Below are 12839 nucleotides of genomic sequence, written 5' to 3'. Positions count from 1 at the left end.
TCATGAGTGATGTCGGCGGGAGGTCACTGACCCACCCGGCCCGGCTGGAGCACCCGCGTGAACAGCACCGTGCCGTCCTGCTCGCGCAGACGCACCGTCAGCTCGCCGCTGTGGCCGTCGATGTCGACCTCGCCGAAGAACTGGTAGCCGCCCGCGGGGGAGACGTTCGAGGCGGTCGGCGCCTTCACGAACACCTGCTCCGGGCCGAAGGTGCCGTCGAGCGCGCCGGCCGGGAAGGCACCCGCGTTCAGCGGACCCGAGACGAACTCCCAGAACGGCTCGAAGTCGGTGAACGCGGCCCGTGACGGCTGGTAGTGCTGGGCAGAGGTGTGGTGGACGTCGGCGGTCAGCCACACCGTGCCGGTGATCCGCCGGTGCTTGATGTACCGCAGCAGCTCGGCGATCTGCAGCTCCCGCCCGAGCGGGGCGCCCGGGTCGCCCTGCGCCACCGCCTCCATGTTCGCCCTGCCCTCCGTGGTGTCGGGCACGACCAGGCCGAGAGGCATGTCGGAGGCGATCACCTTCCACACCGCCCTCGAGCGCGACAGCTCCCGCTTGAGCCATTCCAGCTGCTCCCGGCCGAGGATGCCCTGCGGGTCCACGGTCTGGTCGTCGGGCGAGTTGGCGTTGCGGTACGTGCGCATGTCCAGCACGAACACGTCGAGCAGCGGACCCTGGCGCAGCACCCGGTACACCCGGCCGTCCCGCGCACCCGGCCGCAGCGTGGAGACCGGGAAGTACTCGCTGAACGCGCGCCGGGCCCGGCCCGCGAGGACGTCGACGCTCTTCTCGGTGTAGCGGGCGTCGGAGTCGAGGATCGTCTGGCCCGGGTACCAGTTGTTGCGCACCTCGTGGTCGTCCCACTGGATGACGGACGGCACCTGGGCGTTGAAGGCCCGGAGGTTGTGGTCGAGCAGGTTGTAGCGGAAGTTGCCGCGGAACTCGGCCAGGGTCTCGGCGACCTTGGACTTCTCCTCGGTGGTGATGTTCCGCCAGGTGCTGCCGTCGGGCAGGGCGGCGGTCGCCGAGATCGGGCCGTCGGCGTAGATGTTGTCGCCGCTGCACAGGAAGAAGTCCGGGTCGAGCTCGGCCATCGCCCGGTAGATCGTGTAGCCGCCGAAGTCCGGGTTGATGCCCCAGCCCTGCCCGGCAAGGTCGCCGGACCACAGGAACCGCACCCCGTCACGGCGCTTGGGGGACACCGTGCGGAAGGTGGCGGCGACCGGCTCGCCGGTGCGGCGCGGGTCGTCCGGGTCGGCCAGCAGCACGCGGTAGTGGATCTGCTCGCCCGACGGCAGACCGCGCAGCCGGGTCGTACCGGTGAAGTCGGTGTCCGCGCCGAGCAGCGGGCCGTGCCATCTGCGGGGGTTGCGGAACGACTCGGTCGCCGACGTCTCCACGATCATCCGGGCCGGACGGTCGGAACGCACCCACACCAGGCCGGAGTCGGAGGTCACGTCTCCCGTCTGCACCCCCCAGCCCGCCCCGGGGCGCCCGGAGAGGGCGAAGGCCGGTGCGGCTCCGGACACCGCGGGCAGGGTGAGGGCGGCCGACGCGGCCAGGGAGCCGCGCAGCACGCTGCGGCGGCCGGGGAACGGACGGTGTGACATGGATGCGCCTCCAAGGACGGGATCCGGCCGGTGTGCGATGCCACAACTACTGGGGCACCGCAGCGCACACGCAAACCACAGGTGAACAACTGGCCGCGGGCACAAGGGAAACCGCGTGCGAAATGGGCGGGTCAGTCGCTGGCTGCCTCGGCCATCAGGCGTACGCCGTCCCGGATCCGTGTCTCAGGCAGGTGCGCGTAGCCGAGGACCAGCCGCACACCCCGCTTCTCGTCGGGCTCGGCACGCGCGTGTGCGTAGTCCGTCAGCGGGCGGACGGTCACACCGGCCGCCGCCAGGCGCGCGAGGAACCTCGCCTGGGGGCCGTACCGGGGCGGCAGCGTGGCGATGACGTGCAGCCCGGCGGCGATGCCGGACACCTCCGTGCCGGGGAGGTGCTCGTCCAGCGCGGAGACCAGCGCGTCGCGCCGCTCCCGGTAGGCGCGCTGGCAGCGGCGCAGTTGGCGGTCGTAGTCGCCGCGCTCCACGAACCGGGCGAACAGCGCCTGGTCGATCGTGGGATGGCCGAGGTCCATGGTCCGCTTCCGCTCGACGACCTCGTCGGCCAGCGCTTCCGGCACCAGCAGCCAGCCGAGCCGCAGTCCGGGAGCGAGGGACTTGCTGACCGATCCCGCGTAGGCGACCCGATCCGGGTCGAGCCCCTGGAGCGCGCCGACGGGGGCCCGGTCGTAGCGGAAGTCGCCGTCGTAGTCGTCCTCCAGGACGAAGCCGTCGACGGACCGCGCCCAGTCGAGCAGTTCCGCGCGGCGCCGCGCGGAGTAGGCGATGCCGGTGGGGAACTGGTGGGAGGGCGTCGTGACCACGGCACGCACGCCCGAGTCGCGCAGGGGACCGAGGGAGATTCCGTCCTCGTCCAGCGGTACGGGAACGGTGGTGACGCCCGCCGCCGCGTACAGGTCGTCGTGCTGCGGGCTCCCGGGATCCTCCACGCCGACCGTCGGCAACCCGTGCGCGTGGAGCGCGAATCCGAGCAGCGTCGTCGCCTGCGCCACGCCGGAGACGACCACGAGCCGCTCCGGATCCGCGACCACGCCCCGGCGGCGGGCCAGCAACTCGGCCAGGGCGGCGCGCAGCCGGGGCAGCCCGCGCGGGTCGGGATAACCGAGGTCCTGGTGCGGCAGTTCCGCCAGCACGCCGCGGTGTGCCGTGGCCCAGGCGGTGCGGGGAAACAATGACAGGTCGGGCGTCCCGGCCACGAAGTCCGCGCGGCTGCCCGGAGTGCGCGGGGCCAGGTCACGCGCGCGTGGGTGGGCGGCCCGCACGGCACCGCCGACCCAGGTGCCCGCACCCCGGCCGCTGCGCAGATAACCCTCCGCCGTCAGCTGCTCGTACGCCTCGGTGACCAGCCCACGCGACACACCGAGGTCGGCCGCCAGATCCCGGCTCGACGGCAGCCGCGTCCCCGGCACGAGCCGTCCGGACCGCACCGCCTCCCGCAGCGCCTCCTGCAGGGAACGGCCACGCGTGCGTGCCGGCGCGGAGACGGCGGGCAGGAGCAGCTCCCAGGCGGGCGACCCGGCGGATTCCGATACGGCGGGCCGCCCCTGCGGATTGGTCCCCGATGACGTCATGGGAATGGACCTTAAACCGGACCGCCACCCTTCCTAGCGTCACTGCCATGAACACCACCACGCGCGGTTCCCTGCTCGCCGCGTTCGCCTGCGTCCTCGTCGGAGCGTCCTTCACCGCCAACAGCCTGCTCGGCGACTACCCGTACGCGGGCGGCCAGTTCCTGCGCTACGGCCTCGCCGCGCTGTTGCTCGTTCCGCCGGCCGCGAGGGGCGCCACGTCACGCTTGCGGGCACTCGGGCCCCGCCAATGGACCCGTCTCGCACTTCTCGCCGCCGTGGGGATGGTCGGCTTCAACCTCGCCGTCATCGCCGCCGAACGCACCGCGGAACCGGCCGTCCCGGGCGTCTTCGTGGGCTGCGCCCCCGTGCTGGTGGCCGTTCTCGTGCCGCTGCTCGACGGACGCCGACCCCGGTCCCGCGTACTGCGGGGCGCATCGCTCGTAGCCCTGGGAGCCTTCGCCGTGCAGGGCTGGGGCCGCACGGACGGCACGGGCATCGCCTTCTCCGTGTGCGCGCTGGCCGGTGAGGTCGGTTTCGCGGTGCTCGCCGTACCCGTGCTGCGGCCCCTGGGGCCACGGCTGTTGTCCGCCGTCGTCTGCGCGGTCGCCGCCGTCGAGGCCGCGGCGGTCGGACTGCTCCTGGACGGCACCGCGTGGCTGCGCCGCCCCGACACCGCCGAGGCCGCCGCGCTGCTGTGGCAGGCGGCGGTCGTCACCGTCGTCGGGTTCGTGTGCTGGTACATGGGCATGCAGCGGATCGGCGCGGAGCGCGCCACGCTGTTCTCCGGGCTCATCCCGGTCGCGGCCGCCTTTACCGCGCCCCTTGTCGGAACGGGCTCGTACGGCGCCGCCCAGGCCGTCGGCAGTGCTCTGGTCGGCGCCGGAGTCGCCCTGGGATCAGGGGCGTTGAGCCGGCGGCGGAAGGACTCAGCGGCTGCCGTCGAGGATGACGCGCGCAACCAGAGCGGGGTCGTCGTTCATCGGGCAGTGGCCGCAGCCGGGCAGCCGCACGAGCCGGGCCCGGGGAATGATCTGCTTGGCCCGCACCCCCTGCCGGCGCATGAGCAGCATGTCCCTGGTGCCCCAGGCCACCGTGACCGGCAGCCCCGGGACGTCGTCGCCGAACTGGACGGCGGCACCGGCCCGCAGGGTCGCGTCGAACCCCGTGGCCTGCGCCAGGGCGAGCGTCTCGGCGACCACGGCCTCGGGTGAACGCAGGCCCGGGCGCGCATAGATGGTGCTCGTGAGCATCGTGCGGCCGGCCGCGCTGCGCGACAACTGCTCGACCAGCGGCAGCGGCAGCCGCCGGGAGATGTGCCGCATCGCGAGCAGTACCCCGAACGCGTAGCGCCGCTCGGCCCGCGACCAGAACCCGGCGGGGGACAGCGCGGTGACGGACCGTACGAGCTGCTCGCGGCCGAGTTCCAGGGCCAGCAGACCGCCGAGGGAGTTGCCCGCCACGTGCGGGCGGTCCAGCTCCAGGGCCTCGCAGAGCGCCCCGAACACGGACGTCGTCGTGGCCAGGTCGTACGACAGCCCCTCGGGCAGCCCGGGCGACGCGCCGAACCCGGGCAGGTCCACGGCGATCACGTCGCGCTCGGTCGCCAGGATGTCCACCACCGGGTCCCAGGCCTGCCGGTGGTGACCTATGCCGTGCAGCAGGAGCAGCGGCTCGCCGCGGCCCACGCGCGCGTAGGAGACGGTCACGGGCTGCGGCCCCTGGGCGGAGGGGACTTTGAAGGAGACGGTGGTGGACATGAGGGCTCCTTGACGGCGACTCACGGGCTGAGGCAGGCGCACGGCGGACGCGCTGTAGACAGCTTGTCAGCAATTGCTACTGGCGGGTAGACCCTCGGATCCTTCGGGGCCCGCCGCCCGCCGATATCGCCTGGACACGAACCGGCGTCTGGGTTGGGATGAACCCGTGGCCACTGACACCGAGACCGATGTCTTCGAAGAACACCGTCCCGTCCTCATGGGCGTCGCCTACCGCATGCTCGGGCGCGTCACCGACGCCGAGGACGTGGTGCAGGAAGCCTGGCTGCGCTGGTCGGCGGCCGACCGGAGCGAGGTGCGCGAACCGCGCGCCTACCTGGTCCGCGTCACCACGCGCCTGGCGATCGACCGGTTGCGCCAGGTCAAGGCGCGCGGCGAGACGTACGTCGGCCCCTGGCTGCCCGAGCCGTACGAGACCGACTTCGGGGACACCGTGCCCGACACCGCCGAACAGGCCGTCCTCGCCGACTCGGTCTCCCTCGCGGTCCTCGTCGTCATGGAGTCGCTGTCACCGCTGGAGCGGGCGGTGTTCGTCCTCAGGGAGGCCTTCGGCTACCCGTACGCCGACATCGCCGCCATGCTCGACCGCGGCGAACCCGCCGTGCGGCAGCTCGCGGGGCGGGCCCGCAGGCACGTCGAGGAACGACGGCCGCGCTACGAGGTCGACCCGGCCCGGCGCCGCGATCTGACGGAGCGTTTCCTCGCTGCCGCGGGCGGAGGGGACCTGCAGGGGCTGATGTCGCTGCTCGCCCCGGACGTCCGGCTCGTCGGGGACAGCGGCGGCAAGACCAAGGCGCCGCTGCGGGTCCTGGAGTCGGCCGACCACGTGGGCCGTTTCCTCGTCGGCATCGCCGAAAGGGGCGTCACGGACATCACGTGGCGCTTCCTGGAGCTCAACGGTGGACCGGCGGTGCTCGTCCTGTCGGGCGGAAAGCCCGACTCCGTCTTCCAACTCGACATCCTGGACGGCCGCATCCAGTCCGTCTACATCATCCGCAACCCCGACAAGCTGCGCGCCCTGTCTGCTGCCTGAGGGATCGAGGATTGGTCTTGACCAAGGGTGGGGGCCGCCCTATGGTCGCAGAGAAGTGCAACAACCTTTAATAAACAAGGGCGCTAAAACGCCGCCGGACCACGGCGATTGCGGAGGACAGGGTGGGGACCACCACGCAGCTCGAAACGGTGCCGGAACCGAAGTACTGGCATCTCAAGACGGTGCTCAGTGAGGCACTGGACTCCGAATTCTCCGTGGGCGAGATCCTGCCGAACGAGCGCGATCTCGCCGCCCGTTTCGGCGTCGCCCGCGCCACGCTCCGCCAGGCTCTGGAGCAACTGGAGCTGGAAGGCAGGCTGCAACGCCGCCGCGGTGTCGGTACGACCGTCGCGCCGCCTCGCGTGGGCGTGGCCGTCGGCACCGAACAGCACGCTTGGCCCGGTGCGGCCGGCGACGACTGGCAGACCGTCGACTGCGCCGCCGCGGTGCCGCCCGCGGCCGTCGCGGACGCCCTCGGGACCGACCGCGAGCAGCCGGTGCACACCGTGCGCCGCTCCCGCATGACCCACGGCCAGCCCGTCGCCGCCGAGCTGCTGTACATCCCCGAGGCCTCGGTGCCGGAACTCTCCGCCATAGACACGCCGTCCGGGGCGGCACGCGCGCGTGCCGTGTTGCGCGAACTGCAGCGCTTGGAGCTGGAGAGCCGTGAGAACGCCGTCGAACTCGGCTCGGCCCGCGCGGACGACGCGAAGGAGCTGGACCGCCTGCCCGGGGCCCCGGTCCTCGTCGTCACCACCCGCTACCTGGCGGGGGGCCGCACCGCCGCCGTCTCGGTGGCCACCTACCGTGCGGACACCTGCAGGCTGACCTTCGGGGACTCCGGCGCGGTGGAGATCCACGAGGGCCCGGAACGCCGGGCCTCCTGAGCACTGCGGCGGGGGGGCCCACCCGCCGCATGTCGTCGGCCCGCCGCACGGCACCGGACGGCTCACCGCCGCGCCGTGACCGTGCCCTCCACCGCGAACAGCTGCTCCTCCACATGGTCGAGAGCCAGTCGCAGCGCGCCCGTCGCCACGGCCGCCTCGCCCAGGAGCGACAGGGTCACCTTCGGCGGCCGCAGACAGTAGCGGTCCAACTCGCGCCGCAGCGGCTCCAGTACGCCGTCCAGGCCGGCCGCCCAGCCGCCGACCACGACGAGTTCCGGGTCGAGGGCCAGGACCAGCGCCGCCACGTCGTGGACGAGCCGCTGGATGAACCGGTCCACGGCCGCCCGGGCCCGCTGGTCGCCCTTCCGGGCCTGGGCGAAGACCTCGGCGACCGCCTGCTCGTCGAGCGGGTGCAAGGGCTCGTCCGTGGTGGACAGCAGCGTCTCGGGGGTGACCTCGCGCCCCAGCAGATGCAACGCGCCGATTTCCCCGGCCGCCCCGCCGTACCCACGGTGCAACCGCCCGCCGATCAGCGAACCGGCCCCCGGACTCAGCCCGGCCAGCACGAACACCACGTCGTCGGACTCGGTGGCGGAGCCCTTCCAGTGCTCGGCGACCGCGGCCGCGTTGGCGTCGTTCTCCACCAGGACCGGGCACTTGAAGGAACGGCTCAGCCGCTCGCCGAGACGCAGCCCCGTCCACTCGGGCAGCGCCGCGCACAGCCGTATGGTCCCGTCCGCCTCCACGATGCCCGGCGAGGCGACCCCCACGGCCCACAGGGAGTCGCGCGCGACCCCGGCCCGGCGCAGCAGTTCGGCGACCGCGGTGCGCAGCCGCTCCAGACGTTCGTCGGCGGATGCCGTCTCGTCGACGTCCTTGGCCACGGCGCCGAGTACCCGGCCGTCGAGGTCGGACAGGAGCGCGGCGACCCTGTGGGGCCCGATGTCCAGGCCCAGCAGGTGCCCGGCCTCGGCCCGGAACCGGAACCGCCGCGCGGGCCGTCCCTGCCGCCGGGCGACGCTCTCGTCCGCCGCCTTCTCGACCACCAGGCCGCTCTCGATGAGCCCCTCGACGACCCCCTCGACCGTCGGCCGGGACAGACCCGTCACCCGGGTGACCTCGGTCAGCGTCGCGCAGTCCGTGGCGCGCAGCGCGTGCAGCACCACCGCGGAATTGATTCTTCGCAGGAGCGAGGGATCCCCGCCGGTCAGTCGCCCCAACGTCCGTCCTCCCAGCTCGTGCGCGTGTGGGGCGGATGGTACAGGTCGCTCCGCCGCCCTGGCGCCCTGCCGGCCGATTCACCTTTCACCCCGGCGCCACGAACCCCGATTCGTACGCCGCGATCACCGCCTGCGTTCGGTCCCGCGCCCCCAGCTTCGCCAGGACGGCGCTGACGTGCGACTTCACGGTCTCCGTGCCGACGATCAACCGCGCGGCGATCTCCGCGTTGGACAGACCGTGCGCCATCAGCCGCAGCACCTCGGCCTCCCGCTCGGTCAGCTGGGCCCGCTCCATCGCGGCCCGGGCGGCACGGTTGCCGCCCTCCTCGCCGTACTGGGCGGCCAGCTGTCGTACCGAGGCCGGGAACAGCAGTGACTCACCCTCGGCGACCAGCCGCACCGCGTGCACGATCTCGGCCGGCCGGGCCCGCTTCAGCAGAAACCCGTCGGCACCGGCCCGCAGTGCCTCGTACACGTACTCGTCGTTCTCGAACGTCGTCACCACGAGGATCTTCGGCGGCTCCGCGACCGTCCGCAGCACCGCGCGCGTGGCCTCGATGCCGTCCAGCAGAGGCATCCGTACGTCCATGGCGACCACGTCGGGCCGCAGCTGCCGTACGAGGGGGATCACCGCCGCCCCGTCGGCCGCCTCGCCGACGACCTCGATGTCGGGCTGCGCCTCGAGCACCGCCCGCAGACCGGCGCGTACGAGGGGTTCGTCGTCGACGAGGAGAACGGTGACCGGCATCCCGTCAGCGTAGATCAGCGGAGCGGCAGCTCGGCATGCACCTGCCAGTCACCCCGGTCGGGGCCGGTGTGCGCGCGGCCGCCGAGCAGGGCAGCCCGTTCGCGTATCCCGCGCAGCCCGCTGCCCCGCCCGGGGCCGGGTATGTCGGCCGTCAGCGGATTGCGGACCTCCAGGGCGAGGGCCACGTCCGTGACCTCGATACGGATCCGGACCGGGACGGCCCCCGCGTGCCGCAGCACATTGGTCAGCGACTCCTGGAGGATCCGGTAACCCTCCCGGGATACCGGCCCGGGCACGGTGTCCACCGGCCCGGTCAGTTCGGCGTCCACCTTGGCGCCGGACGCGCGCGCGGACTCCAGGAGCCGGTCGGCGTCCGTCAGCGTCGGGCGGCTGCTCACCGGCCGGTCGGACTCGCGCAGGATGCCGAGGACACGCTCCAGGTCCTCCAGCGCGGCCCGGCCGGTCTCCTCGATGGCGTCCAGGGCACGGTCGGTGAAGGCCGGATCGCCGGCCGCCCGCGCGGCGCCCGCCTGGACGACGGCGACGGTCAGAGCGTGCCCGATGGAGTCATGCAGCTCACGCGCGATACGGGTGCGCTCCAGGAGCTGCTCGGTGCGCTCCTCCATGGCGGCCAGGCGCTCGGCGGGGGAGGGGCCGAGCAGCCGCAGCGCGAGCGCGGTGATCAGACGGCCCGAGCCGACCACGGTCGCCGCCAGCGCGGCCAGCGACAGGGGCGCGAGCATGACGTGCCACCACCGGTGGCCGTCGAGGAGGATCAGCACGCCCTCGTCGACGTCACCGCCGAAGGCCGACGCCACCAGGTCCACCGAGCTGATCAGCAGTTGCATGCTGAGCATCCCCGTCGCGTAGCCGAGCAGCAGACGCGCCTCCAGCCACACGACCAGCCGCCCCCGGTCGCTCCAGGACGCCGACGGCGCGACGACGATGTCGATGCTCTCGCTGTTGTGCCGGTGCCCCGTCAGCAGCAGCCTCGCCTGCAGCCCCTCCACGGTGCGCATCGCGGGCACCAGCCCCGCGGGCGCGAGCGTCACGGCCGCCACCAGCCAGATCCACCACGCTTCCTCGACGAACATCCACATGGCCGGCCACACGACGGCGATGAACAGATGCAGCCATCGTGTGTACGTCACCGCCCGACCGAACGGGCGCAGCAAGCGGACCATGTGGTCATCGTGCCAGCCGCCACCGACAACGAGCCTCCCCCGCACGGGGGACACGATCTCCACACGCGGGGGAGGTCCCGCCCCGGCGGCACCGGTCAGGCTGCTGCCATGACCAGCATCGAAGTCCAAGCCCTCACCAAGGAGTTCGGCACCCGACGAGCCGTGGACGACGTCACCTTCCGTGTCCTGCCCGGCCGTGTCACCGGTTTCCTCGGGCCCAACGGCGCCGGAAAGTCCACCACCATGCGACTCGTCCTCGGCCTCGACCGTCCGACTTCCGGGACGGCCACGATCGGCGGCCGTGCCTACGTCACACTCGACGAACCCCTGCGGCATGTGGGCGCCCTGCTCGACGCCCAGGCCGCGCACGGCTCGCGCTCCGGCCGCGACCACCTGCGCACACTGGCGGCGAGCAACCGCATCCCCGACCGCCGGGTCGAGGAGGTGCTGGAGCAGACGGGGCTGGCCTCGGTCGCAAGGCGCCGGGTCAAGACCTACTCCCTGGGCATGCGGCAGCGGCTCGGCATCGCGGCCGCCCTGCTCGGCGACCCCGGCGTGGTCATGCTCGACGAGCCGTCGAACGGCCTCGACCCCGAAGGCATCATCTGGATCCGCGAGTTGCTGCGCCGGCTGGCCGGCGAGGGTCGCACGGTGCTGGTCTCCAGCCACCTCATGAACGAGACCGCGTCCTTCGCCGACCACCTCGTCGTCCTGGGCCGGGGGCGGCTGCTCGCCGACACACCGATGCGGGAGTTCATCCACGCACGCGTGCGGCCCGGCGTCCGCATCCGCACGACGGACCCCACCGCCCTCAAGAGCGCCCTCGCCCGGCACGGTCACGACGCCGTGGAGCACGAGGACGGGCACTGGACCGTGCAGCACGCGCGCGTGGACGAGATCGGCGCCATCGTCTCCGCCGCGCGCGTGCCGCTCCTCGAACTGGCCACACAGGAAGCCACGTTGGAACAGGCCTACCTGGATCTGACCGCGACCGAGACAGAGTTCACCGCACAGCCGCAGGAGGCCTGACATGTCGTCCCCAGCCACCCCCCGCTCCTTCACCCCGGTCCTCCGCTCCGAGTGGCTGAAGATCCGTACGCTGCGCTCGCTCCTCGGCGCGCTGCTCGCCCTGTTCGCGGCGACCACCGCGTTCTCCGCGATCGCCGGGGTCTCCGAGACCTCGGACCCCGAATTCGATCCGCTGTTCATGGCGCTGTCCGGGGTCGGGCCGGGCCAGATCGCGGCCATCTCCTTCGGAGCGATGGCGGTGTCGTCGGAGTTCCACGGGGGTGGGCTCCGGCTGTCGCTGGCCGCGGTGCCGCGGCGGGGGCGGTGGTTCGCGGCGAAGCTGCTCGCGATCGGCGTGCCGACGCTGGCCGTCGGGCTGGTCACCGCGTTCGCGGCGCTCGTCGTGGGACGGGCCGGGCTCGGGGACGCGGCGAGCGGCCTCTCCACGGGAGAGCAGACTCGCGGTGTCGTCGGCAGTGCGGTCTACCTCACGCTGATGGCCTTGTTCGCGGCGGGAGTCGCGGCCCTGTTGCGCAGTGGTGTGGGCGCGCTCTCCCTGATCATCCCGTTCATCCTCGTCGTGTCGTTCGTGATCGGGGACGCGGCCGGGGCGGGCGTCGCCGACTTCCTGCCCGACAGGGCCGGACAGGCCGTCCTGTACGAGACCCCCGACCGGACTCTGGGCCCGTGGCCCGGACTCGGCGTCACCGCCCTGTGGACAGCGGCAGCCGTCACGGCGGGCACGTGGAGCCTGCGTCGCCGGGATGCCTGACCCTGGGGTGGGTCCGTGGCCGTGGCGCGCGACTCTCCGGTGGGTTCGGGACTGGGGCCCGTCCCCACGACTGGTCCGGTCCCGGGGACGCCGACCCCCACGACTCGTCCGTCGCCGGAACGAGCGGCCCCGGTGGGCCCGTGGCTGGGGTACCCGACCCCCCCATCAGCGGGTCCGTGGTTGTGGGGCCTGCCTCCATGGCGGGTTCGTGGCTGGGGTGTCGGAGCCCGTGACTGGTCTGTGCCGTGGCACGTGACTCCGCGGTGGGCCCGTCGCCGGGATGCCCCAGCCCACGAGCGGTCCGTGGTTGTGGGGCCTGCCTCCATGGCGGGTTCGTGGCCGGGATGTCCGGCCCCACGACCGGTCCGTCGCCGGGGACGCCGACCCCCACGACCGATCTGTTGCCGGGACGCGGGGCCCCGGCTGGTCCGTGGACCGGAGGACTGCCCCCGGCGGGTCCGTGACCGCGACGCCCGACCCCACGACCGCCCCGTCCCCGGGACGCCCGACCCCCGAGTCACTTGACGCCCCGCCAAATGTCAGTGGTGGCCGGTTTACTGGATCACATGGACAGTGCGAAGTACCTCGCCGCGATCGACTCGCTGTGCGCCCGCGACCTGAGCGCGGCGGACGGCGAGCCGGTGCCCTACGGGGCGGGACCCGGTTACCGCATCGAGTCGTTAGAGGTGAGCCATGGGATGCGGACCGGTGACGCGGCGCGGCGCATGGCGACCGTGGAGGACTTCTATGCCCTGAAGAGCTACATAGCGCAGCAGTTGGACGACCGCTGGGGCAAGCAGCGGCCGCTCTGGGGGATGGGAACGCTCCGGGTGCACGGCGAGCGGGGCGAGGAGATACCCGAACCCTGGGCCACCACGAGCTCCGTGGCGGACGACCTGGACCTGTGGCAGCCCCCGGGCTCGGACCGCTGGATCGCCCTCGGCGTGGGGTACCGGGACAGTACCGACGAGGTCCACGTCCTGGCCGTGGCCTCGGACATCGACCCGGTCTGA

Annotated in this window: 11 protein-coding genes and 1 pseudogene; 6 read left to right on the top strand and 6 right to left on the bottom strand. The window is 72.9% G+C overall.

The genetic code is table 11. The features are described from left to right. Positions 1–23: 23 nt before the first annotated feature. Both RNB18_RS42085 and pdxR read right to left on the bottom strand, forming a co-directional pair. Positions 24–1610 carry an alkaline phosphatase D family protein gene (locus tag RNB18_RS42085; RefSeq protein WP_311719392.1) on the bottom strand — a complete coding sequence of 529 codons (1587 nt, stop codon included), beginning with the start codon at positions 1608–1610 and terminating at the stop codon, positions 24–26. 131 nt (positions 1611–1741) lie between these two features. Further along, positions 1742–3199 (bottom strand): MocR-like pyridoxine biosynthesis transcription factor PdxR, encoded by a 1458-nt coding sequence (gene pdxR / locus RNB18_RS42080; protein WP_311719391.1) that lies wholly within the window; start codon positions 3197–3199, stop codon positions 1742–1744. Between pdxR and RNB18_RS42075 the strand changes: the two are divergent. Continuing rightward, positions 3190–4032 (top strand): annotated as a pseudogene (locus tag RNB18_RS42075) (DMT family transporter); the annotation flags it as partial. The gene pdxR and the pseudogene RNB18_RS42075 sit on opposite strands and share 10 nt — an antisense overlap. 93 nt (positions 4033–4125) lie before the next feature. Here RNB18_RS42075 and RNB18_RS42070 read toward each other — a convergent pair. Then, a complete protein-coding gene (locus RNB18_RS42070) occupies positions 4126–4956 on the bottom strand; it encodes an alpha/beta fold hydrolase (RefSeq protein ID WP_311719390.1) in 831 nt (276 codons plus the stop codon). 166 nt (positions 4957–5122) lie between these two features. On the opposite strand from RNB18_RS42070, the gene RNB18_RS42065 reads away from it, so the two are divergent. Continuing rightward, positions 5123–6007, top strand: a complete 885-nt coding sequence (locus RNB18_RS42065) for an RNA polymerase sigma-70 factor (protein ID WP_311719389.1) — start codon at positions 5123–5125, stop codon at positions 6005–6007. A 122-nt stretch (positions 6008–6129) separates the two neighbouring features. Beyond that, positions 6130–6894 (top strand): GntR family transcriptional regulator, encoded by a 765-nt coding sequence (locus RNB18_RS42060; protein ID WP_280856234.1) that lies wholly within the window; start codon positions 6130–6132, stop codon positions 6892–6894. 62 nt (positions 6895–6956) lie between these two features. Here RNB18_RS42060 and RNB18_RS42055 read toward each other — a convergent pair whose 3' ends face one another. The 3 genes from RNB18_RS42055 to RNB18_RS42045 all read right to left on the bottom strand — a co-directional run bounded on the left by RNB18_RS42055 (position 6957) and on the right by RNB18_RS42045 (position 10046). After that, positions 6957–8114 (bottom strand): ROK family transcriptional regulator, encoded by a 1158-nt coding sequence (locus tag RNB18_RS42055; RefSeq protein ID WP_311719388.1) that lies wholly within the window; start codon positions 8112–8114, stop codon positions 6957–6959. An 85-nt stretch (positions 8115–8199) separates the two neighbouring features. Then, positions 8200–8862: a response regulator transcription factor gene (locus RNB18_RS42050; RefSeq protein WP_311719387.1), complete on the bottom strand. Its 663-nt coding sequence runs from the start codon at positions 8860–8862 to the stop codon at positions 8200–8202. A gap of 14 nt (positions 8863–8876) precedes the next feature. Then, positions 8877–10046, bottom strand: a complete 1170-nt coding sequence (locus RNB18_RS42045; protein WP_311719386.1) for a sensor histidine kinase — start codon at positions 10044–10046, stop codon at positions 8877–8879. A gap of 108 nt (positions 10047–10154) precedes the next feature. Here RNB18_RS42045 and RNB18_RS42040 point away from each other — a divergent pair, with 108 nt between their 5' ends. From RNB18_RS42040 to RNB18_RS42030, 3 genes are all read left to right on the top strand, one after another. Next, complete coding sequence (locus RNB18_RS42040) at positions 10155–11075, top strand: ABC transporter ATP-binding protein (protein ID WP_311719385.1); 921 nt, start codon at positions 10155–10157, stop codon at positions 11073–11075. Between the two features lies 1 nt (position 11076). Beyond that, positions 11077–11826 (top strand): ABC transporter permease, encoded by a 750-nt coding sequence (locus tag RNB18_RS42035; protein WP_311719384.1) that lies wholly within the window; start codon positions 11077–11079, stop codon positions 11824–11826. A 566-nt stretch (positions 11827–12392) separates the two neighbouring features. Then, positions 12393–12839, top strand: a complete 447-nt coding sequence (locus tag RNB18_RS42030; protein WP_311719383.1) for a hypothetical protein — start codon at positions 12393–12395, stop codon at positions 12837–12839.

The organism is Streptomyces doebereineriae (genome assembly GCF_031845645.1).
Taxonomy (GTDB): domain Bacteria; phylum Actinomycetota; class Actinomycetes; order Streptomycetales; family Streptomycetaceae; genus Streptomyces; species Streptomyces canus.
Note: the sequence above shows the minus strand (reverse complement) of the source record. Positions and strands in the feature narration are given on the sequence as shown.

Excerpts from the sequence above, each read along its gene's own strand:
- RNB18_RS42085 (WP_311719392.1), bottom strand. The coding sequence starts at position 1,610 with ATGTCACACCGTCCGTTCCCCGGCCGCCGCAGCGTGCTGCGCGGCTCC.
- pdxR (WP_311719391.1), bottom strand. The coding sequence starts at position 3,199 with ATGACGTCATCGGGGACCAATCCGCAGGGGCGGCCCGCCGTATCGGAA.
- RNB18_RS42070 (WP_311719390.1), bottom strand. The coding sequence starts at position 4,956 with ATGTCCACCACCGTCTCCTTCAAAGTCCCCTCCGCCCAGGGGCCGCAG.
- RNB18_RS42050 (WP_311719387.1), bottom strand. The coding sequence starts at position 8,862 with ATGCCGGTCACCGTTCTCCTCGTCGACGACGAACCCCTCGTACGCGCC.
- RNB18_RS42045 (WP_311719386.1), bottom strand. The coding sequence starts at position 10,046 with ATGGTCCGCTTGCTGCGCCCGTTCGGTCGGGCGGTGACGTACACACGA.
- RNB18_RS42040 (WP_311719385.1), top strand. The coding sequence starts at position 10,155 with ATGACCAGCATCGAAGTCCAAGCCCTCACCAAGGAGTTCGGCACCCGA.
- RNB18_RS42035 (WP_311719384.1), top strand. The coding sequence starts at position 11,077 with ATGTCGTCCCCAGCCACCCCCCGCTCCTTCACCCCGGTCCTCCGCTCC.
- RNB18_RS42030 (WP_311719383.1), top strand. The coding sequence starts at position 12,393 with ATGGACAGTGCGAAGTACCTCGCCGCGATCGACTCGCTGTGCGCCCGC.